The sequence below is a fragment of the Polynucleobacter sp. 30F-ANTBAC genome (genome assembly GCF_018882385.1).
In the GTDB taxonomy this organism is placed as follows: Bacteria; Pseudomonadota; Gammaproteobacteria; order Burkholderiales; family Burkholderiaceae; genus Polynucleobacter.
Genome location: NZ_JACVON010000001.1, coordinates 390,798 through 416,614, shown reverse-complemented (window position 1 = coordinate 416,614; position 25,817 = coordinate 390,798). Strand labels below are relative to the sequence as shown.

Below are 25,817 nucleotides of genomic sequence, written 5' to 3'. Positions count from 1 at the left end.
CTTTTAAATAACTATTTAAATCATTTTTAGGGAGTAGTCATGAGCGCAATCGTTGACATCATTGGTCGTGAAATATTGGATTCAAGAGGTAATCCAACTGTGGAGTGTGATGTACTACTTGAGTCGGGTGTCATGGGTCGTGCGGCTGTTCCATCAGGTGCATCTACTGGTTCACGTGAAGCTGTAGAGCTGCGCGATGGTGAGGCTGGTCGTTATTTGGGTAAGGGTGTTTTGAAGGCGGTTGAGAACATCAATACGGAGATTGCTGAAGCGGTGATGGGTTTGGATGCTAGCGAGCAAGCATTCTTGGATCGCACATTGATTGATTTGGATGGTACGGATAACAAATCTCGCTTAGGCGCTAATGCCACTTTAGCGGTTTCAATGGCGGTGGCTCGTGCTGCTGCTGAAGAAGCTGGTTTGCCTTTATACCGTTATTTTGGTGGTTCAGGTGCGATGCAGTTGCCTGTACCAATGATGAATATTGTTAACGGTGGTTCGCACGCTAATAACAGCTTGGATATTCAAGAGTTCATGGTTGTGCCAGTCAGCATGACAAGCTTCCGTGAAGCAGTCCGTTGTGGCGCTGAAATTTTCCATGCTTTGAAAAAGATTATTCACGATCAAGGCATGTCAACCTCTGTGGGTGATGAGGGTGGTTTTGCTCCAAACTTCAAGAGTAATGAAGAGTGTTTGAACACCATTCTTAAAGCAATCGAAAAAGCAGGTTACAAAGCGGGTGAAGATGTTTTATTGGCTTTGGATTGTGCTGCAAGCGAATTCTATAAAGATGGTAAGTACGACTTATCCGGTGAAGGATTGCAATTAACTTCAGCAGAGTTTGCGGACTACCTTGCTAACTTGGTTGATAAATACCCTATCGTCTCAATTGAAGACGGTATGCACGAGGGTGATTGGGAAGGTTGGGCGATCTTGACTGAGAAATTGGGCAAGAAAATCCAATTGGTGGGCGACGATCTATTTGTAACCAACACAAAGATTCTCAAAGAAGGTATTGAGAAAAATATCGCCAATTCTATTTTGATCAAGGTGAATCAGATTGGTACTTTGACAGAAACTTTTGCTGCGATCGAGATGGCTAAGCGCGCTGGCTACACAGCGGTGATTTCTCATCGTTCAGGTGAAACTGAAGACAGCACCATTGCAGATATCGCAGTGGGTACAAATGCAGGTCAGATTAAAACTGGTTCTTTGTCACGTTCTGATCGTATCGCTAAGTACAACCAATTGATTCGTATTGAAGAAGATTTGGGCGATGTTGCTAGCTACCCAGGTCGTGCAGCTTTCTATAACTTGCGCAAGTAAGTTCTAGAACTTAACGTAGAGATATAAGAGAGCCCTATGCGTATCGTTGTTTACGGCATGTTGGCTCTCTTAGTTATTATTCAGTACCCATTGTGGCTGGGTAAGGGTGGTTGGCTCAGAGTGTATGAGTTAGATCGTCAGGTGTCCAAACAAATGGATAAGAACGAGGCCCTAGCGGCTCGTAATGCCAAGCTATCTGGCGAAGTTAAAGATTTAAAAGACGGCACCAAGGCTATCGAAGAGCGTGCCCGTGCCGAGTATGGCATGAGCAAAGAGGGCGAGATCTTTGTGCAAGTCGTGCCTGGAAAAAGACTCCCAAGTGACCCTGCTAAGGATGAGGCTAGGAAATAATAGCCAGTAACGCCTGTTAGTGCTTTGATTGAGGCGGTTGTTTCACTGCATCCACAATGGTCGGGCTTGCAAATATCTGTTTGCAGTCAACCGCATCAAAAATATAGACCTGGCCACAAAAATCACAGTTTGTCTCAACTTCATCTTTCTCAAGAAGGATACTATTGACTTCCTCTTCACCTAGCATCTTCAACATATCGGCAACTTTAAGGCGTGAACAGCGACATCCAAACTGGATAGGGCGCGGATCAAAACTTCTTACTCCATGGTGAGCTGACTCATCAAGATAGAGACGATTCATTAATACTTTAGGCTCTAGATTAAGGAGTTCGTTAGGAGTGACCGTATCCGATAACATTTGGAGTCTTGTCCAACCCTCTGCGGCTAATGCATCGTCCATATTTAACTGCCCACCCATATTAGGTAGTCTTTGCAACAACAAGCCACCACAAGACTCTTCATCGCTCGCTAACCACAAGCGAGTTTCTAACTGCTCAGAATCTCTCATATACAAGGTAATCGCTTCAGCAACGCTCTGAACCGGTTTGCCATCATCGCTGAGCGCGACGATCCCTTGGTAAGGGGTTTGACCCGGCTGGCGATCGGCTGGATCCAGCGTAATGACCAAGCGACCCATGCCATCGGGGTTAATTAAGTCTGATAAATTGGCATCATCAGCAAGACTTGATAAATCAATATCATCATTGAGTTTGGCAGTAGCACGAATCACTAAATGTTCATTGCATTCCAAAACCAATAAACGAACAGCGCCATTACCTTGCGCCTGAATGATCATGCTGCCGTTAAATTTAAGGGTGCCACACAGCAATACTCCGGCCGCAACAAGGTCGCCAAGAAGCTTTTTGACAGCAGGTGGATAGTCTTTACGTGCCAAAACAGCTTGCCAAGAGTCTCGAATATTCACGATTTCACCGCGAACAGGTGCGCCGTCAAAAACAAAGACTTGGAGTGAATCTAGGGAGTATTTATCAGTCATAACGTATATTGTAGAAACTTTATGGAATAAACACTTGTTTTCGACTAAACATCCTTTCTTAACCGCTATTTCTTTGGCCCTAGGCTCCGCTATTGCCTTGGGTTTGGCTCGTTTCTCCTATGGGCTCTTATTGCCTGTCATGCGAGAGGATTTGGGTTGGTCTTACCTTGTGGCCGGTTCCATGAACACCGCCAATGCCCTCGGTTACTTTATTGGCGCTTTGAGCTCTCCGGCCATGATGAGACGGATGTCTGTTCACCAATTCTTCATTGCTGCTTCGATCGTTACGGGCATCTTTTTGTTCTTATCTGGTTGTACAGAGCAAACTATTTGGTTATTAAGCTACCGAGTATTAGCCGGTGTTGCCAGTGCTTGGATCTTTGTAGCCGGTGGTGTATTGGTTTCTCAACTGGGAAGTATTCATGCCAATCGGTCAGGGTTTTTACTGGGTATTTTTTATGCTGGTCCAGGCATAGGTATTGTTCTCTCAAGTTTAGTTTTGCCATTTTTCAATGATCTTGGTTTCAGGATCAATTGGAATCATTCTTGGCAGTTATCTTGGTATGCCCTTGGAACGCTTTGTATTCTGTTCACAGTAATATTGATTCGCCCTGTTGTCTCGATTCCTGCAATACCGCCTAAGCCAGTAGGCCATTCGGCAACCCCCTTAAAAACCTACATTCCAGTGCTTGCAGGGTATTTCATGTTTGGCGTTGGGTATATTGGCTATATGACGTTCGTGGTGGCTTTGCTAAAACAATTAGGTTTCTCTGCCACGACCTTGCATACCTTTTATGCCATGGTGGGTTTGGCGGTGATGGCTTCATCCCGTTTATGGGCTCAAATGCTGGATCGCTTTAAGGGCGGTCAATCGTTGGCTATTCTGAATACCTTGCTGGGCATTGCAAGTTTGATTCCGGCGATAATTGCGATTTATGACCTGCCATTAAGCCCACTTATTTTGGCCAGTATTTTTATATCAGGCATTTTATTTGGCGGCGTATTTCTTTCAGCGGTGGCCTCGACTACAGCCTTTGTTAAACATAACATGCCAGCATCGGACTGGGTAGGTGGTATCACCGCATTCACCAGTATCTTTGCTGCTGGTCAAATCATAGGCCCTTCAATTGCTGGTTGGATTTCAGATGGGCAGGGCGGTTTAGCTGGAGGCTTGTTGTTCTCGGGGCTTGCCTTGTTGCTCGGTGGCTTCATTGCCACCAGGCAAAAGCCCCTGCCAACAAAGTAGATATTTATAATTATTATAAATAGTGTCTATAATGTATTATTAAATCTAGACACGGCTGCCTCATGGGTGACATATAACAGAAAGCTAGACTTTCGACCTGTTTGGTGGCCATTTTTTTATGCCAAATTACGCAATACTCATAGATGGTGGTTTTGTCAAAAGACAGATTAGCGGCTCAACTGGCCCCATGACATCTGCATCAATAAGAGATTTGATTCATTCATTCAGTAAGCTTGAAGCTCTGCAATTTATGAAGTTACATAGGGTTTATTATTATGACTCTGTGCCTCTCGACACTTCCCATCAAAAACCCTTAGGTGGTGAATTGATTGAGTTTGGAAACTCACCAATAGCATTGCAGGCAAGAAAATTATTTGAGGAATTACATCTCATTCCCTTTGTGGCTTTGAGGTTGGGAGAGCTTTCTTTTAATGGTTGGAAAATTAAAAATAAAAAAATTTTAAATAAAGATCTTCTGACTGTTGAAATTTCCAATGATGACTTGAAGCCAAACATCACACAAAAAGGTGTTGATATGCGAATTGGTATGGACATGGCTGCTTTAACCCTAAAGAAGCAGGTGGATGCAATCATCCTAGTGTCTGCTGATAGTGATTTCGTTCCGGCTATGAAGTTTGTTAGAAGAGAGGGCGCTCAAGTTTTTATTGCACCTTTAGGTAGAAAGGTAAAAGCTTCAATGATTGAACATTCTGATATGGTTTTAAGTATTAATCTCGAGCAATGAGATAATGGCATCTATGACAGTTAGAACACGATTTGCACCAAGCCCAACGGGCTTTATTCACTTGGGTAACTTACGTAGTGCCCTCTATCCATGGGCTTTTGCTCGCAAGATGAAGGGTGACTTCATTCTTCGTATTGAAGATACCGATCAAGAGCGTTCCAGCCAAGAGGCTGTGGACGTGATCATTGAGGGTATGCGTTGGTTGGGTCTTGATATTGATGAAGGCCCCATCTATCAAATGCAACGCATGGATCGCTATCGCGAAGTGATTGCCCAAATGCTCAAAAATGGATTGGCGTATTACTGCTACATGAGCGAAGAAGAGCTCAATGCATTACGCGATGCTCAAATGGCCAATAAAGAAAAGCCACGTTATAACGGGTTTTGGCGTCCTGAGACTGGCAAAAATTTACCGGCGCCACCAGAAGGTATCAAGCCAGTCATTCGTTTTAAAAATCCAATTGGTGGCAGTGTCATTTGGCAGGATGCAGTTAAAGGTCAAATCGAAATCAGTAATGATGAATTAGATGATTTGGTTATTGCTCGTCCTGATGGCACACCAACATACAACTTCTGCGTGGTGGTGGATGACTTGGATATGAAGATCACTCACGTCATTCGTGGTGACGACCATGTCAATAACACCCCGCGTCAAATTAACATTCTTAAAGCTTTAGGTGGTGTTTCACCGATCTACGCTCATTTACCAACAGTCTTAAATGATCAAGGTGAAAAAATGAGTAAGCGTAATGGCGCCATGAGTGTGCGTGATTATGAGCGCGAAGGCTATATGCCTGAGGCGGTACTGAATTACTTGGCGCGCTTGGGTTGGTCACACGGTGACGCAGAAATTTTTACAAAAGAACAGTTTGTAGAATGGTTTGATTTAGACCATTTGGGTAAGTCTCCAGCGCAGCACAATCCGGAAAAACTACTTTGGTTAAATCACCACTACTTGCAGCACGGCGACGCTGCTGAGATTGCTAAAAGAGCCTTACCTTTTGCCCATAATCTTGGAATTAAGACAGAGCAGGGGCCTGACTTTGTTGGTGTGGTGAATATCCTCAAGGATCGCGCTAATACCTTGATTGAAATTGCTGAAGGTGCCCGTTTGTTCTACATGGATGCTCCTGAGTTCAGTGCAGCTGATCTTGAGGCCAATGTGCCTGTTGCGACTCATGCACCGCTTGCTGACTTCATTACAGCTCTACAAGCATCCGATGGCAGTAAAGCAGCGGTTGGTGCTGCTTTTAAAGAGGTTTTAGCCAAACATGGCATGAAAATGCCTGCTTTAGCCATGCCGGTGCGTTATGCCATGTTCGCCACAACCCAGACGCCAGCCATTGATGCGGTTATTTCATTGATTGGTAAAGAAGAAACGATTCAACGCTTGCAAAGAAGTATCAAAATAAGCTAGAATTACGGTCTTGATTGCTTGAGCTTACTTATTTAAGATCATCTAATTAAGGGGCTATAGCTCAGCTGGGAGAGCGCTTGCATGGCATGCAAGAGGTCAGCGGTTCGATCCCGCTTAGCTCCACCAGTAGCTTAAGTAGTTGTTTTAGCAGTAAAAGTAGCAAATTGTAGTACCGTAAGTCCAGGGTCCCCATCGTCTAGAGGCCTAGGACACCACCCTTTCACGGTGGGTACCGGGGTTCGAATCCCCGTGGGGACGCCAAGTTTTTTGGAGCGGTAGTTCAGTTGGTTAGAATACCGGCCTGTCACGCCGGGGGTCGCGGGTTCGAGTCCCGTCCGCTCCGCCAACTAAAAAGCCCTTGTCTAATGACAAGGGCTTTTTTTATTCCCAAATTTTTTCAAGCCGCCTTTTTGGACTTCTCTTTTGAAGTTTTTAGACTTCGACTTTGCTCTTCCAAGATTTCTTTTGCAATGATTTTTAACTCGCCATCAACAAATCTTTTAAGAGCTTCTCTCATGAGAGGTTGGTAGCCCATGCCATATTTATGACCCAGTAATTTAAATGAGTTGATCAAGTCTTTGCTTAATCGAATAGAAATCATTTGAAGTCCAAGGTCATCATCCATCTCTGCTGTTACTTGTTCATCCGCTACTGCGTATTTCTCATCACGTCCTAGCTTGCCTGACTCCCAAGCATCGTCACTACTTTCAATGCGTTGAATTTTTTCCGTATTATTTTTCACATGAATCCTTTGTCTTTTTTAATCTATTTAAAAGGCTTTTTTGTTGTATATATTTTTTTCTTCTGTGTTTGGTTCAATAGCTGTTTTAAGGTAGTAAAACTCCTCTTTCTTTATGAATATCACCTTCAGTAATCTGCCTTGGTGAGTTTCGGAAATAAACCATACCGTTGGAGGATCAGAGTGGTGCTCCTCTCTTAAGTCCCTTAGAACACTTCCTTTTCTATTTAGAAAACACTCCTCAATTTCTACTCTTCGTACATCGTGCTTTATTTTCAGCTTCTCCCTAATTTTGGGGCTGATGATCAGGTTTTGCATTATTCGGCTTCCGTAGTTAATCATAATTTGTATATACAAAAAAATCAATTTTTAAATAAAAATACAATTAATACCATTTATAAACATGATTTCATTGATTTTTATAGTTTAATTAATTGATAATTTGTATATACAAATATTATCAGAATTGGTGCGGCGAATTAAAAATAGCAGCTGAATACGATGAGAATCGTTGATGAGAAGAGACCAAAAAAAATGGGGTTTAAGCCCCATTTTTTTGGTTAACCTTAGATTCTTTAGACAAGCATCTCTAAGATTTTTTGTTTAGTGAAATAACTTACTGAGGTGTGCTTCCTTTGCTAGGGCCTCTCGCTGGTCCTCTTGAGAAGTGACCAGGTTTTTGCGTATTGGTCTTCCTGTGGGTCTTTTTAGGCGCTGCAGCGGTGCTGCCAGCCGGTTTATCCTGACCACTACGCTTACCTTGATTGACGCCTCTAGGGGCTGCAGCATTGTGCCTAGCTTGACCGTGTCTTTGGGGTGCTTGCTGGCTACGCAACTGGATGGGTTGAGCAACTGCATTAGGATCAGGCTCAAAACCAGCAATCACTTGTCTTGGTAAGGTTTGTTTGATCAAGCGTTCAATGTCTTTCAACATATCATGCTCATCCACGCAAACTAAAGAAACTGCAACACCGTTTGAGCCAGCGCGACCAGTTCGACCAATACGGTGAACATAATCTTCTGGAACATTGGGTAAATCATAGTTAATCACATGAGGCAATTGATCAATATCGATGCCTCGAGCGGCAATATCAGTAGCGACTAGGGTGATAATTTTCCCAGCTTTAAAGTCTGCCAATGCTTTAGTTCTGGCAGTTTGACTCTTATTGCCGTGGATAGCCATGGCAGTAATGCCATCTTTTTCCAGTTGAAGAACTAATTTGTTAGCACCGTGTTTGGTGCGAGTAAATACCAGCACTTGCTTCCAGTTATTTGTCTTAATTAAATGCGCTAGAAGAGGATGTTTATTGCCGCGATCCACAGGGTGCATCAATTGTGTGATGGCCTCATTGGTGCTGTTGCTACGCGCCACTTCAATTAAGGCAGGCGAATTCAATAAATCATTCGCGAGTGCTTTAATTTCTGCGGAGAAAGTTGCAGAGAATAATAAGTTCTGACGTTGCTTAGGAAGGGCTGCCAAGATTTTTTTAATATCTCGTAAGAAGCCCATGTCGAGCATGCGATCTGCTTCGTCTAAAACTAAAATTTCGACGTGTTGAAGTGAGATAGCGCCTTGTCCCATCAAGTCCAATAGGCGACCAGGCGTTGCCACCAAAATATCTAACCCACTCTGAATAGCTTTGATTTGTGGGTTGGCGCCAACGCCGCCAAAAATAACGGCCGATTTCAGTTGTGTGTATTTGCCATAGGTTTGAACTGAGGCATGCACTTGAGCAGCTAGCTCACGTGTTGGAGTCAAGATCAACCCGCGTACTTGACGACGTCGACTAGCTTGATTAACGGGTGAGCTTAATAGGCGTTGTAAAACGGGTAATGTAAACCCAGCTGTCTTGCCTGTGCCGGTTTGTGCCGCAGCTAATAGATCGCCACCATTCAGAATGGCAGGGATCGATTGAGCTTGAATAGGGGTCGGTGTTGTGTAACCGTGTTCGTTAATTGCTTGTAGGATGTGTTCGGATAAACCAAGTTCTTTGAATTGCATAGATACCAATAGATTATTGGCCTGTGCTCAGCAAAAAATAATTTTGGAAGGCCAATGGATGAACTGCTAAGAAGAAATGTAGAGCGCAGTTAGAAATGTTTCAGTCTCTATTTTAGTTCATCAAGGGGTGATTCGTCCGATTTATATGCCTTTTAAGAGGTGTGAATCAGTTAAAATCATTCAATCGAGAGATATATCGCTTGTTATGAGCCTAAATGGCTCTCGCAACAAACCACTACCCCAGCAGTTGCTGGTAAGACTGCTAAAAATACATGATCACCTTAAATAATGTTTCTCTGCGCCGCGGCGCCAAACTGCTGCTTGATAAAGCGAATGTCACTCTCAATCCCGGAGAAAAAGTTGGTTTAGTTGGCCGTAACGGTGCTGGCAAATCAACGCTCTTTGCCTTGCTCAATGGTACCTTGCATGAAGATGGGGGTGATTTTTCAATCCCTAAAGTTTGGCGTATGGCTCAGGTAGCGCAAAACATGCCAGAGACGGAAGAGAGTGCTACTGATTTTGTTCTAACTGGTGATACGCGCTTGGTGGAGCTTAGAGCTCAATTAGCCGCAGCAGAATTGTCTGAAGATGGCATGGCCATGGCGCATGCGCACGTCGACTTGGCTGATGCAGGTGAGCACGATGCTGTACCAAGAGCGCAAGCACTGATTCTAGGCCTTGGTTTTAAAGTCAGTGAGCTTGATCAGCCGGTTAATAGTTTTTCAGGTGGTTGGCGGATGCGTTTGCAGTTGGCTCGCGCCTTGATGTGCCCCTCTGATTTGTTATTGCTTGACGAGCCTACCAACCACTTGGACTTGGATGCTTTGGTATGGTTAGAGGCGTGGTTAAAGCGTTATGCCGGCACCATGATTGTTATCAGTCACGACAGAGAATTTCTGGATGCGGTTACCAATGTCACCTTGCACATTGAACATGCCAAGCTCAATCGTTACGGCGGCAATTACAGCTCTTTCGAGTTGATGAGAGCCCAGCAATTAGAGCTACAGCAAGCATCATTCTCTAAGCAGCAAGAGAAAATTGCTCACTTACAGAAATTTATTACGCGCTTTAAGGCCAAAGCAAGTAAGGCGAAGCAAGCGCAAAGTCGAGTTAAAGCACTGGAGCGGATGGAAAAAATTGCCCCTGTTTTGGCAGATGCGGAATTCACATTTGAATTCAAAGAACCACAAAACCTCCCTAATCCGATGCTGGCTATCAGTGACGCTAGCTTTGGTTATGTGGTGGATGGTGTTGAAAAATCAATTATTCGTGGCGTTGATAAATCTGTTTTGGCGGGTCAGCGTATCGGTATTTTGGGCGCGAACGGTCAGGGTAAGTCAACTCTAGTTAAAACCATTGCGAGAACCATGCCTCAGCTTGCTGGAACGGTGACGGAGGGTAAGGGCCTCAATATTGGTTATTTTGCTCAGCAAGAGCTGGATGTTTTGCGTCCCGAAGACAATCCACTCGAGCACATGATTCGTTTGGCTAAAGATCTCGGGCCTAATAGTGGTGAGTCAGGCCGTGAGCAAGATCTTCGAAATTTCTTGGGCACTTTTAACTTTGCGGGTGACATGGTCAAGCAGGCTGTCGGAACCATGAGCGGTGGCGAAAAAGCTCGTTTGGTATTGGCCATGATTGTTTGGCAGCGCCCTAATTTGTTGCTACTCGATGAGCCAACCAATCACTTGGACTTGGCGACTCGTGAAGCCTTATCCATGGCTTTGAATGAGTTTGAAGGTACGGTCATGTTGGTTAGTCATGATCGAGCTTTATTACGTGCTGTGTGCGATGAGTTCTGGTTAGTTGGGCGTGGCGAGATTAAGCCATTTGATGGAGACTTGGATGATTACCAGCGCTATTTACTGGATGAGTCACGCCGTTTGCGTGAGGAGGCGAAGTTATCCAATGAGTCGACTGGTTTGACAGTCGCCACGACTCAAGATCAACCCCATCAATCTGTAGCTGAACAACCGGTAGCTAAAACAAGCGAGCAACGTAAGTTGGACTCTGCAAAGCGACAAGAAATCAATGCGCTTACAAAACCAATTAAAAAATCAATTGAAAAAGCAGAAAAACAAATGGCTGCTCTTAACATTGAAAAAGAGCAATTAGAAGCGCGCTTGATGTCCCCCATCACACCTCCTGAAATGGCAGAGGCTGGTAAAAGCTTAAAGCAAGTCAATGATCAATTGGCCCAAATTGAAGAGCAGTGGCTAGGTTGGGCTGCAGAAGTTGAAGCGATTGAAAATTCAGCTTAATTTGAAATAATTGTCATCTTTCTTGAAGGTCAGGCGTTAAAGAAAAATGGAACCTTCGTTTATGATGTCTAAATAGAAGCCACTATCAGATTCATGATTAAAAGAGGTATGGAAGGAAAAACATAATGAACCAAACCAAAAAAACTGGAACAAACACCACCATGAATATTAATTTACAAAAATTAACTTTGATTGCCACACTCACAATCGGTTTAGTGGGTTGCGCAAGTACTCCAGTAGGGCCGAGCTTAACGGTCATGCCAGCGCCGGGCATTGCTTTTAGTGTTTTCCAAGCGGACGACCAAGAGTGTCGTACATTTGCCCAAAACTCTTTAAATACGACGGCTGATGATTTGGCTGCTAAAAATACAGCTAAGACTGCGATTGTTGGCGCTGCTATTGGTGCTGTTGCTGGTGCAATGGCTGATGGCGGAAGTGCCAGAAATGTGGGTACAGGCGCTGCGGTTGGTTTATTAGGTGGTGCTGCAATGGGTGCTTCCGGTGGTAATGAAGCAGGTAAAGAAGTTCAGCGTCGTTACGACATCTCTTACCAGCAATGTATGTATTCAAAAGGCCATCAAGTCCCTGGATACTCTATTCAAAAGCGTGCTCCAGAATCAACGGCACCAGCCAAGTAATAGTTAACACGTTGCATTAAAAAAGCCTCTCTATTTAGAGAGGCTTTTTTATGTTTGTTAAAATTCAGTTCTAAATTTAACTAATATTTGAAAATTCACATGAATAAAACTTTATTACCTCTACTGGCATTAGCTTCTTTACTGGGTGGTTGTGCCTCTATCACTCAAGGAACAAACCAAGTTATTTCTTTTTCAATTGATCCTCAAGAAGCTAAATGTGCAGTTGTTAATAAAGAGAATGGAACTCTTGGCACTGTTAGTGGTAAAGCAAATCTGCTTCAAGTTTCAAAGGGTTCAGGTGATTTAATCGCAAACTGCACGGCTGAGGGCTATGAGCAAAAAACAACTCGAATTGTATCTAGTACTCAAACTGCCGGCGTATTGGGGGTTGCTATTGATTTAGGTATTACAGATATGTTGACTGGTGCGATGTGGAAATATCCTGATCATGTCTCTATTGTTTTGGATAAAACACCAGCCAAATCTAAAAAGTAATTAGGTTAATTTTTTAAAAGCCCACTTTAAAGGTGAGCTTTTTTATTTGTTAAAGATTTATTAAGTCACTACTGGAGGATGCTCTCTTTCAAATTTCTTTGCTGTGGATCTAAATAACACTATCAGTAAAGCCGCTGCTAACGCCAAGCTTAAGCTATTCGCAAACCAAAATCCTTGAGCACCTTGGAAAATTTCAGGGACATTCCCTGTTACATTAAAGCCAAGTAGATAGCCACCCCCTAAGCCGACTCCCCAAAGAGAAATGGCGTAAATCCACATTGGTAAAAATGCAACGCGGTAACCCCGCAAAATAAATGCAGAAGTGACTTGTAGGGCATCAAATATTTGATAGAAGGCAATGAATAAGAACAACGTTATGGCTGCTTCTTGCACTTCTGCTGATGGTGAGTAAAGCTCTAAAAGAGGGTATCTAAAAATCCAAACTAACAACCCCACTAAAACACACAAGCTGGTATTAAAAATCAGGGAAGACCAACCAATCTCTTGTGCAAGTTTTGGCCGATCCGCACCGATGGATTGAGCTACGAGTGTTGAGGTAGCAATCGACAGCGAGAGCGGTAGCATGTAAAGCACAGTTCCGAGGTTAGCCACAATCTGATGACCTGCTAATGGCGCATTGCCCAGCCTTGCGATAAATAAAGCCATGAAGGCGAAGGAGGTTACTTCGATCAAATAACTAAAGCCAATTGGTAAGCCCAACTTTAAGATCGTGCCGATTTTATGGAGGTCCGGCCAACTCCATTGTTTGTAAACCTGGAATTGTTGATAAAAGCGATCGTTGTAAACGATGCAAGCAGCTGCAATAAACCAAGTCCAATTGATAATCACTGTTGCAAGAGCGCACCCAGGCCCCCCCATTTCTCCCACACCCAAGCCACCATAAATCAACCAAGCATTTAGTGGGATCTTTAGACCTAAACCTGCTATTTGTAGCCAAGTGATGACTGCAGGCCTTGATACTGCGTTGTGGAATGCCACTAGCACACGCATGGCCATGCTGGCAGGCAGGCCCCAAGCTAATATCTGGAGGTATAAGACGGCTTTAGCTTCTACTGCGGGTGTTGCTTGTGCAATCGATAAGAAGACTTGAGGGTTGAGCAGAATCAACATTCCTACCGCTGTCAAAACAATCGATAGCCACCAACCTTGTCTGACTTCTTCGCCGATCTCATTAAAACGTTTAGCTCCAAATAGTTGGCCGGCAATAGGGGCTAGGGCTGATACAACACCGGTCAATCCCACATAAATACTAATGAAGATTGATCCTGAAATCGCCAGTGCGGCTAAATCTTCTGTGGAGTACCGAGCCACCATCGCTGTATCCATCACCCCAAAAGCAATCACAGCTAACTGCCCAATAAGAAGTGGCCCTGCTAAAGCGACTAATCTTGGGATATCTCGTTTGAGTTTATGGAGCATTGGTTATGACTCGATACAAACGTAATCTCTCTGAGCGATCGCTGACTCGACCATCTTGCCAAATTAGCTCGATCTTCTGATTATTTTCTTGGGCTTCTTTCCGTGCTTGACCAGGTTTATTGCTAATCCATAGAGAGCAATTGGGATCATCTTTTAACGTGAGATCTGTGAAGTAAATAAAGGAGGCTAGCTGGCTATCACCCAAATGAGTGGTGTTGATACAGTTTTTATAGTTGGGTACAACTTTTACCAATCTCACTGCAACGTCTCGATAGGTTTTGGCATAGTTGATAGTGGGCAACCACAAGGTCATTAGTAGAACCCAGGTGAGTGTAGTGCCAGCAGCAGAAATAACTACTGCTCTCCAAATGGCTTTTGGTGCGCGTGAGGTTCTCCAGCGAACAATGCTGAACCATAAAACCGTGACAATAATGGCTGCTAAGAGACTAACCCAATTAAGTTCATGAATAAACCCGGGTACTTTTTTGGCAACGTTTCTAGCGAGGCCTGATGGCCAGTTAGTGCTCATCGCCACCCACATCACCCAAATAAATATACCTAGAGCTGTGAAGGTGAGCAGTGCCAGCCAATCAATAAAGCTAATAAAGGACCGTTTAATAATTGGTAAGCTAAAACATGCCCAAATGACCAATGGCGGTATGATCAAAATCAAAGATTGCTCACTGAGGATTGATTGGTTCATCAAGTAAATGAGAATCGCTATGATGAGACCCAAAGGGAGAGCCATGTGCGGGTTACGTATGCCACCTAAAGGATAGTTAGCCCCTTTTCTCCAAGACCAAATACTCCAAAGTGCCAAAGGCCATACTGGCCAAGCATAGAGGGTCAAGTTTCTAGCTAAGAACCCTAAGGATTTGGATGAAGGGGTTAATTCAATTAATCCGTTTGCCCACCAAGCCTGCCACGCAGCTATTTTTAATTCAGGTGATAAGTCAGACAGCCACCAAAGTGTTGGCCACAAAAGAATACCAAAGAGACTCAGTGCCCAAGTAACGGCGAGCCACTTCACATGGGGTTTGACTTCGCAAAGAGCCAAAGAGATCAATAGGCCTGCAAATACAAAAACAAATAGCCACAGTGTTCCAGATAGGGCAATAACAGCTAAGCCGATGCCTGACCAAAAGCCACCTTGAATAGGTTTATCTAGTCCTCGAACAAGTCCATACAGAAGAGTAGAGATGCCCAAGAGATGAGCTAAAGCTGGCGTGGTTTCATGAGCCCGACTGGCTAGACCAATACACGCTAAAAAAATCATCAGTGCGCTATCCGCCAGCGTGCCGCCGTAGTCTCGAGCATGAGGTTGCCCACCTAATGCAAAAGCAGTGGGTTGAACTTCAGGTCGTCGACCTAGTAAGTAGCAGGCATGCCAAAGAGCTGCGCAACTCAAGAAAAAGCAAAGAGCCGAGTAAATGCCCGCTGAGTTATGCCCGCCTAATAGGGGAGAGAAAACTTTAATGAGAATCCCACCGGCCCAGTAAGGTAAGGGCCCGGCTACTATTTCAGAGCGACCTTCCAGGTGAGGTAATAACCAGTCTTGCCAGCCACCGTGAGCCAAAGTCCACATGACACCAAACCCAGTGGCGTCATCGCCTTTCCATGGGTCGCGACCGAAGATGCCTACCAAGCCATAAATAGCAGTAATCAATACCAAAACAAAGCGTGGCATAGAAGAGGTTGCGGCGGCAGTTAATTTAATCGGTCTCATCGAACTCTAATTATCGGTCTTTTATTAGGTTGTTAGATATGAAAAAAGGCAGCTAAAGCTGCCTTTTGGTCGTTCAAGAATAGTTTCTTGAGCTAGGGAAAACTTAAGCAGCTGTTTTGCCTGTTGCTTTTGAACCAAACTTTTGACGGAATTTCTCAACACGACCTGCTGTGTCCATAATCTTTTGAGTACCTGTGTAGAACGGGTGTGACTCAGAAGATGTTTCAATCTTAGCCAATGGATACTCTTTACCATCTTCCCACTTGATTGTTTCTTTAGTGTTGATTGTTGAGCGAGTCTTAAAGCTGAAGTTGTTTGATACGTCTACGAAAACAACTTCTTTGTAATCTGGGTGAATGCCTGGTTTCATTAAAAGTCCTTTAGCCTGGTAGCCGCCATTCTCGCTGTGAGAGTGGTACTTGCCTGAATTAAAAAAAGAATTGTAGCAAAAAATACTAGATATGGGCTTGATTTGGGTAAAACAGGCTAGAAAACACCGTTCTAGCTCTGTTTTTGACCTAAATTAGCCGCCGCGACGCATCAAATCGAAGAATTCAGCATTATTTTTCGTTGATTTAAGCTTATCTACAATGAAGTTCATCGCTTCAATATCGTCCATATCGGAGATAAGTTTGCGTAGAACCCAGATCTTCTGAAGAATTTCAGGCTTGATAAGAAGTTCTTCACGGCGAGTACCTGACTTGTTCAAGTTGATCGCTGGGTAAACGCGACGTTCTGCCAAGCGACGCTCTAAGTGAACTTCCATGTTGCCAGTACCTTTGAACTCCTCATAGATCAAGTCATCCATTCGGCTACCTGTCTCAATCAATGCTGTAGCGATGATAGTGAGAGAGCCGCCTTCTTCAATATTTCTAGCAGCACCAAAGAAACGCTTCGGTCTTTGTAGAGCATTGGCATCTACACCGCCTGATAGAACCTTGCCTGATGAAGGTACAACCGTGTTGTAAGCACGAGCAAGACGGGTAATAGAGTCAAGAAGAATGATCACGTCACGCTTCATCTCCACCAAACGCTTGGCTTTTTCAATAACCATCTCGGCGACTTGCACGTGACGAACCGCTGGTTCATCAAATGTAGAGGCAACCACTTCACCTCTGACTGAACGTTGCATTTCTGTCACCTCTTCAGGGCGCTCATCGACGAGTAATACGATCAAGATGGCATCTGGGTGATTGGCTGAGATAGCATGAGCAATATGCTGCATCATTACAGTCTTACCTGATTTTGGTGAGGCAACTAAAAGACCACGTTGACCAAAACCAATTGGCGAAATCATATCGATGATTCTGCCCGTTAGATTTTCTTCAGCCTTGATATCACGTTCTAAAAGCATCGGACGATCAGGGTGCAAAGGTGTTAAGTTTTCAAACATGATGCGGTTTTTCAACGCTTCAGGCGCTAAACCGTTGATCTTGTCGACTTTAACTAAAGCAAAGTAACGCTCACCTTCTTTAGGAGTTCTCACTTCACCTTCAATCGCATCACCTGTATGCAGGTTAAAGCGACGAATTTGAGCTGGTGAGATATAGATGTCATCCGTAGAGGCCATATAAGAAGCTTCTGGGGATCTTAAGAAGCCAAAGCCATCCGGCAAAACTTCTAGAACACCGTCACCGAAGATGGTTTCACCACCTTTAGCGCGTTTCTTAAGAATGGCAAACATCAACTCTTGCTTGCGCATACGTTGGGTGTTTTCGATCTCGAGGCTTGCAGCCATTTCGAGTAGTGCTGATACGTGTAGTGCTTTAAGTTCGGTGAGATGCATGTGTGGGGGTAGGCTTAGGCCTTAAAGAAAAAACAAGAAGTTTGAAATGATTAACTAGAACAGGACGTTTAGTTATGTTGGGAGAATTCTACACCCTAAATTAAAAAAGGGGAAATATCTGAGGTTAAGGAAATAATCAAAAGGCTCAACCAGTGAGCCTTTTGATCTTTACGATTTAGATATGGCTATCTAAGAATGCTGTCAATTGAGACTTTGAAAGGGCGCCAACTTTTTGTGCAGCAACTGTGCCATTTTTAAAGAGGATCAATGTTGGAATGCCGCGAATGCCAAACTGTGCAGGAACTCCTTGATTTTCATCAACATTCATCTTTGCGATTTGAACTTTGTCACCATAGTCTTTAGCAACTTCTTCAAGAATAGGACCAATCATTTTGCAAGGACCGCACCATTCAGCCCAAAAGTCTAAAAGGACTGGCTTGTCAGATTTCAAAACATCTTGGTCAAAAGATGCATCAGTTACATATTTAATCGCGTCGCTCATAAAAGTCCTTTGGTGATATGTCTTAATATTTTTAGTTATGATTATTTTGGATAATTAATCAGTTACAAGCAATATATTATCAACAAGCGCCTACTTGTGCATACTCTTGGATCAATGTCTTCTCTCAAACACCACTTTTTAAGCCCTAATAACCGGTCTATTGAAGACTTGGCGGAGCTTATCTGGAAAATTACCATCGATGAAAAGGTTAGTCCGATTGTGGTTTTGAGTACATCCGGACCTGCTTATGGGCTAAGAACTGCGCTTGAGAAATGCCGACCACAGGGCTTAGCCCCAGATTTGGTTTTCTTGCCAAGAGTACTAGGTCTAACTCAGTGGTTAAAAGAAACCCCTGGGCTGCTGGATCAAGAGCCCGTCAAAACTGATTTAGCTCGCTGGATGGATGTCTATCAAACACTTTCCTCTCGGCCGCAACTCCGAGCCCTCTTAACGGATGCAAGTGAAGCGTCTAAATGGGCACTCTCAAAAAATTTAATCCAGGCTTGTGATCTGATTTCAGAGGCGAGCTTGGGTATTGACGGTGTGGATCCTGAAAAAGCGCTCACTGAAGCGATCAATATGGTTTATCAAGGGGCATCTCGGGTTGCTGTGGATGTTGAAACCAAGATTCTTCTGACATTTTGGGAGAACTTAGCAACGGTTCGGGATCCTGTGGCTCGTCAACGACAAGCTTTAGGCTGGAGAGCGGATTTTGCTAAGAAAAGCGCTCAGGCACCGCTTATCTTTATAGAGACCGCCAAAGGTTCACCGGGCTTTGAGCGAGCATTTGAGAGCTTTATGTCTGCTTATGCTACGCAGAGCTCTGTTCATCATTGCATCATCGATTACCAAAAGGTTGGTTTGTGGCCAGAATGTATGGAGGAGGGAGCGCAAGAGCTTGCTCCACTCAATCAGACGCAGTTCTTATTAAGCTTAGAGTCAAGCAATCGACAAGTCATTAAATCTCCCTCTTTTGAAGATACCGCATGGTCCGGGGCTCATGCAATTCAAGAGTATTTAAAAGTCGGTCGATCTCACATAGCGCTGATTGCGCAAGATCGTTTGGTTGCAAGAAGAATCAGAGCACTTTTAGCTAGATTAGGCTCTGGGGTTTCGATCCATGATGAAACAGGGTGGAAATTATCAACAACGAGAGCGGCTTCTGCACTCATGTCATGGGTGGATGTCATTAGACAGCCAACCCTTGGACCGACATCACTTATTTTTTTAGAGTTTTTAAAAAACCCCTACATTGATTGGTCTCAATGGCAACTTCAGGATGAAGATATTCCTCGTTTGATCCAAGGTATAGAGCAACGATTGATTCAATCAGGTGTTCAAGGCGGTTGGTCAGGAATGCAGTTGGCACTTGAACGTCAAAGTGATGGGTTTAGCTTTGATGCTGCCATAGCTTTATTGCATAAGTTGCGGAGCATGTCTCAAAAATGGCAGTCTAAGCCTCAGGCTTGTTATTTATGGCTTGAGCACTTACTCGCCGACATGGATGCTTTGGCAATGAGCTCTTTGTTGAATGCAGATGTAGCCGGTCAGCAACTGCTGGTTGCATTGGAGCCCATGCGCGCGGTCGAGGGCGAAGGACTTCGTTTGAATGAGTGGTTATCGCTTCTGGCTTCGATGATTGAAGATGCCAGTTATATCGAAGTCTCTCCTAGGGGGCATGCAAGCGTGACGATTTTGCCCCTAAGTGCCACGAGATTGAGGCATTTTGATGCATGGGTGATGGTGGGTTGTGATGACAGCCAATTGCCTTCGCTTTCTGAAAGCCCGATGTTTTTATCCGCGGCACTTAAAAAAATAATTGGATGTAAAACAATCGAAGCTGAGTTCTCACAGCAAGCGATGGACTTGTCACAAGTTATGACAACTCATGATGCTTGGACAATGATTTGGCAATCAAAGGGTGCTGCAGGTGAGCCAAGACAACCATCTCCGTGGTTACAGAGGCTTTATATGAGGTCGCCTGAATTACTTCACCAAAATAGCAGAATAGAGCCGGTTCATTTTGAAGAGAAAGTGGTGCGGGCGCCAATGCCCTCATTGGCTTCTGATTATGAAAGACCTCAGCGGATTAGTCCAAGCGCATACAAAGCGCTAAGAGAGTGCCCGTATCGCTACTACGCAACCAGAATATTAGGGCTTCGAGAACAAGCTCAATTGGATTCAGAGGTGGATCTTAGTTTGGTGGGGCAGACGCTGCACGCGGCGCTTAAAAGTTTTTATCAAGGCTTAAAAACAAAGCCATTTCAAGGTGATTTAGTGACCAAGAAAAAGCATCTTGAAGAACTTCTTAAAAGCATTTCATTGAAACACTTTCAACCTTTGCTCGATGCAGATGGTCGATGGCTAGCGGCTTGGGTTCAGTGGGAGCTTCAAATTCCTCAATGGATTGAATGGCAGTTAAAGCGCGAAGCCGATGGATGGCAATTTTTTGACGGTGAAGTTTCCGTTGAGTTTGATTTGGAAACACAATTTGGACCGCTTCAGGTATTTGGTCAAGTTGATCGCATAGATCGCCATCCCGAGCAAGGGGTCGCTGTTATTGATTACAAATACTCCTCTGAGGCTTCTATTAAAAAGAAGCAAAAGAATCTTGAAGATGACCCTCAATTGGTTATTTATGCCAAGGCTTTGGATGGGCAACCCTTCATCAATAGGGATACAGTCCATCAGGCATCTTGGGTTTCGATTAAAGAGTCTGACATTGAATTGTCTGTTGATGATATTGAGAGTCATATGGTGGCATTGCCGGCGCAAATCATTTCTGATATTGAAAAAGTTTGGGGTGGTGAGGTTCTAAAAGCCACTGGCCCAGACAGCGTTTGTCAGTACTGCCAAGTTCGGGGCTTATGTAGAAAAGGGATGTGGTCATGAGCCAAGAATTGATCCATGCCTCCTGTCATCCAGGCCAATCGGTTGTGGTGAAAGCGTGTGCTGGTAGCGGTAAAACTTGGTTATTGGTTTCCAGAATGGTTCGCTTACTCTTGTCTGGAAGTGAGCCGCATGAGATTTTGGCAATCACCTTCACCAGAAAAGCAGCGCAAGAAATGCGCGGCCGTTTGGATGAGGTTTTATTGCATTTTGCCAAATGTGAAGAAAATATTTTGTTAGACGAGTTAATGCAAAGAGGTTTAACTCAGGAAGAAGCACAAGAGGCAATTCCAGTCGCTAGAGGATTATTTGAGAAAGTTTTATCAAGCCCCCGCGGTTTAACAATTGACACATTTCACGGATGGTTTGCTCGCTTATTAGGATCTGCGCCAGTTGGCAGCGGTGTGCCTCAGGGCTTAAAGCTTCGCGATGATTTGAAGCGCTTGCAAGATGACTGCCTGGAGGATTGGTGGACTACGTTGCCTCAGCCAGATAAAAGGCATTTAAGAGAGGCATACGAGTTGTTAATTCGTGAATTAGGTGCACATCATGCCAATGAATTATTGGTTGGGCGCAAAGGTTTTTTAAGTGCTAAATCCGAATGGTTTAGATACATCGATGGTGCTAAGCAAGCTCAGCGTGATGTTCTCAGTGCGATTTCAGATTTATCGAATTTGCTAGATAAAGAAAGCCCGCTAAAAACGGCTATGGACACGCCTGAATCAGTGCAAAGCTTAGAAAAAATAGCTAGCCTACTTGAGAGCGGTACCGCCACCGATCAAAAACATGCGCGATTGTTAAATGAGGCATTGGTTGTTCGGACTCAATCTGCCACTATCAATTTACTGGCTGAGATTTTAAGGCCTGCCTTTTTAACGGCTGAGTTGGAATTGCTTAAAAAGCTTCCTGCTTCTGCCGAGTTGCAAAAGGTCTTAAAAAAACAGGCGAATGGTGAAAATTTAATAACTCAATTCAATGAGTCACGTTTGGCTTGGGCAGAAGTTTTGTTAGGGCACTTTCAATGGCAAGCCGATCATCGGGCCCATCGTATTCACCAGGCATGGGTACTTGTTGGTGCAGACATTCTGAGGCATTACCAAACCAAAAAGGAAGCTCTTCGAGCGCAAGATTTCTCGGACTTAGAGTCTTATACCGCTCAGTTGATGCTGTCGACCGATACAGCTGCTTACCTGCAGGCGAGATTAGATGCTAAATACAAACATTTATTAATTGATGAGTTTCAGGATACGAATCCTATTCAGTGGCAAATTCTGCTCTCATGGTTGAACGCTTATGATCAGGATGACTCAAAACCCTCTGTTTTTTTGGTGGGTGATCCCAAGCAGTCGATTTATCGATTTAGGCGCGCCGATGTTCGCTTATTTGAAGAAGCTCAAAAGTATTTAGTTAATCATTTTGGCGCAAAGGTTTTTTTACATAACGAAACGCGACGCAACAGTCCTGCGGTTCTTCATGCTGTGAATCAAACTTTTAGTTTGGCAGAGTTACCAAAGGCTTACCCATTCGAGTCCCAAACCAGGAGCCCTTCGGTGAAAAACGAATGGGGGGAGGGTGAGGCCTATCGACTGCCTTTAATTCCTTATCCGGAAATTAAAAAATCAAGCTCAAGAAATGCTCTTGATGATGCCTACATCGATTTTAGTTCTGAGGCTAGGCAAATTCAGAGTTACCAAGAAGCGCTTGAAGTGGGGCGGTTAATTGTAAGTATCCAGCAGAAAAAACAAGTTCCATGGAACGAGTTTCTTGTTTTATTGAGGTCTCGTACCCCTCTAGCTTCAATAGAAAAAGCATTTAGAGAGTTGGGTATTCCTTGTGATAGCCCTAGGCAAGGCGGTCTTTTAAAGACTTTAGAGGCTGAAGATTTAATTGCCTTGCTCTCGGTCTTGGTGATGCCAACAGATGACTTATCGTTGGCTCAAGTTTTAAAGTCACCTATCTATGGCTTAAGTGATACAGATCTGATGCAGCTTGTTCAAGAGCGACGTCAAAATAATATGGACTCTCTCTGGCAGTTATTGCAATCGGAGAATTCACCTCATCATTCGATAGAGCGCCAAATGGCTGGCTGGATGGAGAAATCCAAGCATCTGCCAGTTCATGATCTTTTAGACCATATTTACGATGCTGCTCAGATCAGGCGTTGTTATGTCGAGTCTGCACCTCGATTGCAGCGAGAACAAGTCCTATCGAATCTGGATGCGTTTTTGGGGCTTGCCTTGGATTTGGATGGCGGTCGATATCCAAGCTTGACTCGTTTTATTGGTGAACTGAAAAAGATTAAGCGAGGGGCAGAAGAGGAAAGCCCTGATGAGGGTGAGTCATTGTTGGAGGAGGATCGTGAAGATGATGTGGATTCAAACTCTAAACAAGTCCGCATTCTTACGATTCATGCTGCAAAAGGTCTTGAAGCCAGATTTGTTTTCTTAATGAATGCCAACAGTGCCAGAAGTAATCAAGATCATGTGGGCGTTTTGATGAGCTGGTTGCCTGATCAGCCGGCGCCTAGCCACATGTCGCCTTTTTTCTCTGGCAAGCCTCGTGATTTAGCGCGCCAACATTTAAGAGATCAAGAGGATGCCATTGCTGAAATTGAAAATTGGAACCTTCTTTATGTGGCGCTCACGAGGGCTAAAGAGTCGGTCTATATCAGCGGGGTTGCAGCCAAAGCTAATCAAGTTATCAGTGAGTCGAGTTGGTATGGCCGTTTATCACGCGCGGGGATTCCTGAGTTAGAAGCATCTTCTTCTCAGGCAGCGATCCAGGTGCCCGATCAAAAAAATGATCAGGCATTCAAAGATTTTGTAGTGAGTTGGCACGGACAAGCAAGATCACCTCTATTTGCTGAGGATGTTGTTTTAAGCCAGGATCAGCAAATGATTGATCTAGGTGTGGCTTTTCACTTGGTGATGGAGCATGTCACCCGGTTATCGTTAACGCATGTAGATCAGTTACCAAGCGCTGAGGCCTTAATGTCTTGGCTTAATTTGCCAAAACCCCTGGCTGTTGAAGCGCGAGCTTGTGCTTTAACCATCTTGCAATCGCCCGCCACTGAGCCGTTCTTTTTTGATTCTCGTATTTTGAAGCGTTGGTCGGAGTTAGATATTGCTGACTCCGAAGGTCGTTTGCTCAGAATAGATGGTTTGGTTGAGTATCCAAACGAGCTCTTGATTCTTGACTATAAGTTAACTATTCCAGAGTCAGATACGGATCTTTTTAAAAAATATCAAAAACAATTGTCTATTTATAAAGCTGCGGTAAGGACTTTGAGATCTGATAAACCTATAAAAAGCTACTTGATCAGTGCTAAAGGCGAGGTTTTGGAGTTAATCGAGTGAATTTTAGCCTTATCGGACAATTAATTTTGCCTAAAATAATGCTCAAAAACAGAGGGGGGAGGTGGACGAGCCCGACCCCCGGCACTGGCAGTACTTGGCTTTGGCTGCTTCGTTCCCGACCTGACCAGATTACCAAGCCACCATGCGAGGAGGCCCGTCCAATGACATTCTACCGCCATCTACTTGTAGAATGACAATATGACAGCTTTAGCCTTAGCCCGAAAGTGGCGCCCGAGAGATTTTTCAACCCTAGTTGGCCAAGAACACGTGGTCAAAGCCTTGACGCATGCATTGGATCAACAACGCTTGCACCATGCCTGGCTCTTTACTGGAACGAGAGGGGTTGGTAAAACAACGATCTCCCGAATCTTGGCAAAAGCACTCAATTGCACAGGTGCTGATGGTCAAGGTCAAATGACATCTCAACCTTGCGGGAAATGTCCTGCTTGCACTGAAATTGATGCGGGTCGTTACGTTGACTATATTGAAATGGATGCCGCCAGTAACCGAGGTGTTGATGATATGGCTCAGCTTTTGGAGAAAGCGATGTACGCTCCAAGTAGTGCCCGTTTCAAGGTCTACATGATTGACGAGGTTCATATGTTGACGGGGCATGCATTTAACGCAATGCTCAAGACATTAGAAGAGCCACCACCGCATATTAAATTTATTCTGGCAACCACAGACCCTCAAAAAATTCCCGTAACGGTCTTGTCGCGCTGTTTGCAGTTCAATTTAAAACAAATGCCAGTTCCTTCTATTGTGGAACATTTGCAAAAAGTATTGGATGCTGAAACAGTGACCTATGACATGGGTGCTTTGCGTATTTTGGCGAAAGCGGCTCAAGGTTCAATGCGCGATGCTTTATCTTTAACTGATCAGGCGATTGCTTATGCAGCAGGCCCTGTCAGCGAAAGTGCTGTTCGAGCCATGTTGGGAACCTTGGATGAAGCCTATTTAATTGGTGCATTAAATGCCCTTCAGGCTAAAGATGGCGCCTCATTGGTCGCTATTGCAGACGAGATGGCCATTAAGAGTCTCTCATTTTCTTTGGCTTTGCAGGATCTGGCCTCGCTGTTGCAAAAAATAGCTTTAGCTCAAACTGTTCCGTCAGCCGTTTTAGATGATTGGCCAGAGGCTGCTGAAGTGAGACGCTTGGCTTCTTTGTTTAATAAAGAAGAAGTGCAGTTGTATTACCAAATCGCTATTACCAGTAGGCCTGACTTATCCTTAGCTCCTGATGAGCAAACGGGCTTCACGATGGCTCTTCTTAGAATGTTGGCCTTTAAACCGGGAGATGGTTCAGGGTCACCTCGATCGGCTGGCCCAGCAAAATCAGGATCACAACTTAGTGGCCCGGCAGCAGCAAAAGCTGCGACGATGGCAGCAAGACCTGCGGTAGCAGCTCCTGTCTCAGCTCCTGTACCACCTGCAGCAAGCTCTGCAGCTTCAATGCCCGCACCAACCCCTGTATCGCCGCCAGCAAGAGCTAACGTAGTGATTGATTCAAGCGACCCGGATTGGCAGTCATGGATGAAGGCTTTACCCGTGCGTGGTTTGGTTCAGCAATTGGCTTTTCAAACCGAGTTGCAAAAGTGGGAAGAAACGCCATCAGGTATCCGAGCTCAAGTTCTCGTTGGGATGCCTCAGCTAGCAAGTGTTGAAAACGTGAATCGCTTGCAAGAAGCTTTATCTAATTACCTGGGTCAAACGATCAAAATTTTGACTGAAACTGGCAAAGCCAGTCAGTCGATTGCTGCAGTCGAGGCTAAAGTTAAACAAGAGAAGCAAGAGGATGCTGAGCATTCAGTAGCTAATGATGATTTTGTTAAAACAATTCAAGCAGAATTTGGTGCTACGGTAGTACCCGGTAGCATTCGCCCCATTCAATAATTTCATTA

At 44.3% G+C, this 25,817-nt stretch carries 20 protein-coding genes, 3 tRNA genes and 1 other RNA gene; 14 read left to right on the top strand and 10 right to left on the bottom strand.

The genetic code is table 11. The features are described from left to right. The first annotated feature begins 39 nt into the window (after positions 1–39). Both eno and ftsB read left to right on the top strand, forming a co-directional pair. Entirely contained in the window at positions 40–1,326 is a 1,287-nt protein-coding gene (gene eno / locus ICN28_RS01730) for a phosphopyruvate hydratase (RefSeq protein ID WP_216285776.1), read from the top strand. Positions 1,327–1,362: 36 nt separating this feature from the next. Further along, a complete protein-coding gene (ftsB, locus tag ICN28_RS01725; protein WP_216285774.1) occupies positions 1,363–1,677 on the top strand; it encodes a cell division protein FtsB in 315 nt (104 codons plus the stop codon). Positions 1,678–1,693: 16 nt separating this feature from the next. Here the strand turns inward: ftsB and ICN28_RS01720 are convergent, their stop codons facing one another. Then, positions 1,694–2,674 carry an Hsp33 family molecular chaperone HslO gene (locus ICN28_RS01720; RefSeq protein ID WP_216285772.1) on the bottom strand — a complete coding sequence of 327 codons (981 nt, stop codon included), beginning with the start codon at positions 2,672–2,674 and terminating at the stop codon, positions 1,694–1,696. 34 nt (positions 2,675–2,708) lie between these two features. On the opposite strand from ICN28_RS01720, the gene ICN28_RS01715 reads away from it, so the two are divergent. From ICN28_RS01715 to ICN28_RS01690, 6 genes are all read left to right on the top strand, one after another. After that, positions 2,709–3,920, top strand: a complete 1,212-nt coding sequence (locus ICN28_RS01715; RefSeq protein ID WP_216862352.1) for a YbfB/YjiJ family MFS transporter — start codon at positions 2,709–2,711, stop codon at positions 3,918–3,920. 118 nt (positions 3,921–4,038) lie between these two features. Then, positions 4,039–4,665 carry an NYN domain-containing protein gene (locus ICN28_RS01710; RefSeq protein ID WP_216285770.1) on the top strand — a complete coding sequence of 209 codons (627 nt, stop codon included), beginning with the start codon at positions 4,039–4,041 and terminating at the stop codon, positions 4,663–4,665. 4 nt (positions 4,666–4,669) lie between these two features. After that, positions 4,670–6,082 (top strand): glutamate--tRNA ligase, encoded by a 1,413-nt coding sequence (gene gltX, locus ICN28_RS01705; protein WP_216285768.1) that lies wholly within the window; start codon positions 4,670–4,672, stop codon positions 6,080–6,082. Between the two features lie 50 nt (positions 6,083–6,132). Next, positions 6,133–6,208: transfer RNA gene (locus ICN28_RS01700), tRNA-Ala, on the top strand. 59 nt (positions 6,209–6,267) lie between these two features. After that, a tRNA-Glu gene (locus tag ICN28_RS01695) sits at positions 6,268–6,343 on the top strand. Between the two features lie 8 nt (positions 6,344–6,351). Next, positions 6,352–6,428 (top strand) — tRNA-Asp (locus ICN28_RS01690). Positions 6,429–6,479: 51 nt separating this feature from the next. Here the strand turns inward: ICN28_RS01690 and ICN28_RS01685 are convergent. The 3 genes from ICN28_RS01685 to ICN28_RS01675 form a co-directional block, all read right to left on the bottom strand. Next, a complete protein-coding gene (locus ICN28_RS01685; protein ID WP_216285766.1) occupies positions 6,480–6,824 on the bottom strand; it encodes a BrnA antitoxin family protein in 345 nt (114 codons plus the stop codon). A 27-nt stretch (positions 6,825–6,851) separates the two neighbouring features. Further along, on the bottom strand, positions 6,852–7,163 hold the full coding sequence (locus ICN28_RS01680) for an ADP-ribosyl-(dinitrogen reductase) hydrolase (RefSeq protein WP_255536079.1): 312 nt from the start codon (positions 7,161–7,163) through the stop codon (positions 6,852–6,854). A 274-nt stretch (positions 7,164–7,437) separates the two neighbouring features. Beyond that, positions 7,438–8,823 (bottom strand): DEAD/DEAH box helicase, encoded by a 1,386-nt coding sequence (locus tag ICN28_RS01675; RefSeq protein WP_216285764.1) that lies wholly within the window; start codon positions 8,821–8,823, stop codon positions 7,438–7,440. 272 nt (positions 8,824–9,095) lie between these two features. Between ICN28_RS01675 and ICN28_RS01670 the strand changes: the two genes are divergently transcribed. The 3 genes from ICN28_RS01670 (at position 9,096) to ICN28_RS01660 (ending at position 12,217) form a co-directional block, all read left to right on the top strand. Continuing rightward, a complete protein-coding gene (locus tag ICN28_RS01670; protein ID WP_216285762.1) occupies positions 9,096–11,084 on the top strand; it encodes an ABC-F family ATP-binding cassette domain-containing protein in 1,989 nt (662 codons plus the stop codon). A 125-nt stretch (positions 11,085–11,209) separates the two neighbouring features. Then, the gene (locus ICN28_RS01665; protein ID WP_216285760.1) at positions 11,210–11,722 is read left to right on the top strand and encodes a hypothetical protein; all 513 of its coding nucleotides are present in this window, start codon (positions 11,210–11,212) and stop codon (positions 11,720–11,722) included. A 99-nt stretch (positions 11,723–11,821) separates the two neighbouring features. Beyond that, a complete protein-coding gene (locus ICN28_RS01660; protein ID WP_216285758.1) occupies positions 11,822–12,217 on the top strand; it encodes a hypothetical protein in 396 nt (131 codons plus the stop codon). A gap of 60 nt (positions 12,218–12,277) precedes the next feature. Here the strand turns inward: ICN28_RS01660 and ICN28_RS01655 are convergent, their stop codons facing one another. The 5 genes from ICN28_RS01655 to trxA form a co-directional block, all read right to left on the bottom strand. Further along, complete coding sequence (locus ICN28_RS01655) at positions 12,278–13,657, bottom strand: MATE family efflux transporter (protein WP_216285756.1); 1,380 nt, start codon at positions 13,655–13,657, stop codon at positions 12,278–12,280. Beyond that, entirely contained in the window at positions 13,647–15,383 is a 1,737-nt protein-coding gene (locus ICN28_RS01650) for a glycosyltransferase family 39 protein (protein WP_216285754.1), read from the bottom strand. Before ICN28_RS01650 ends, ICN28_RS01655 begins: the two co-directional genes overlap by 11 nt. A gap of 103 nt (positions 15,384–15,486) precedes the next feature. Next, positions 15,487–15,753, bottom strand: a complete 267-nt coding sequence (locus ICN28_RS01645) for a type B 50S ribosomal protein L31 (protein ID WP_216285752.1) — start codon at positions 15,751–15,753, stop codon at positions 15,487–15,489. A 153-nt stretch (positions 15,754–15,906) separates the two neighbouring features. Further along, on the bottom strand, positions 15,907–17,169 hold the full coding sequence (gene rho / locus ICN28_RS01640; protein WP_216285750.1) for a transcription termination factor Rho: 1,263 nt from the start codon (positions 17,167–17,169) through the stop codon (positions 15,907–15,909). Positions 17,170–17,344: 175 nt separating this feature from the next. After that, positions 17,345–17,671 carry a thioredoxin TrxA gene (gene trxA, locus ICN28_RS01635; RefSeq protein ID WP_216285748.1) on the bottom strand — a complete coding sequence of 109 codons (327 nt, stop codon included), beginning with the start codon at positions 17,669–17,671 and terminating at the stop codon, positions 17,345–17,347. Between the two features lie 114 nt (positions 17,672–17,785). On the opposite strand from trxA, the gene ICN28_RS01630 reads away from it, so the two are divergent. Further along, positions 17,786–20,563, top strand: a complete 2,778-nt coding sequence (locus ICN28_RS01630; RefSeq protein ID WP_216285746.1) for a PD-(D/E)XK nuclease family protein — start codon at positions 17,786–17,788, stop codon at positions 20,561–20,563. Then, the gene (locus tag ICN28_RS01625) at positions 20,560–23,916 is read left to right on the top strand and encodes an exodeoxyribonuclease V subunit beta (RefSeq protein WP_216285744.1); all 3,357 of its coding nucleotides are present in this window, start codon (positions 20,560–20,562) and stop codon (positions 23,914–23,916) included. The genes ICN28_RS01630 and ICN28_RS01625 overlap by 4 nt, the downstream gene beginning before the upstream one ends. Positions 23,917–23,977: 61 nt before the next feature. On the opposite strand, the gene ffs is transcribed toward ICN28_RS01625, so the two are convergent. Continuing rightward, positions 23,978–24,075, bottom strand: an RNA gene (gene ffs / locus ICN28_RS01620) — signal recognition particle sRNA small type. Between the two features lie 39 nt (positions 24,076–24,114). Between ffs and dnaX the strand changes: the two genes are divergently transcribed. Further along, positions 24,115–25,809 carry a DNA polymerase III subunit gamma/tau gene (dnaX, locus tag ICN28_RS01615; RefSeq protein ID WP_216285743.1) on the top strand — a complete coding sequence of 565 codons (1,695 nt, stop codon included), beginning with the start codon at positions 24,115–24,117 and terminating at the stop codon, positions 25,807–25,809. Positions 25,810–25,817 lie beyond the last annotated feature (8 nt).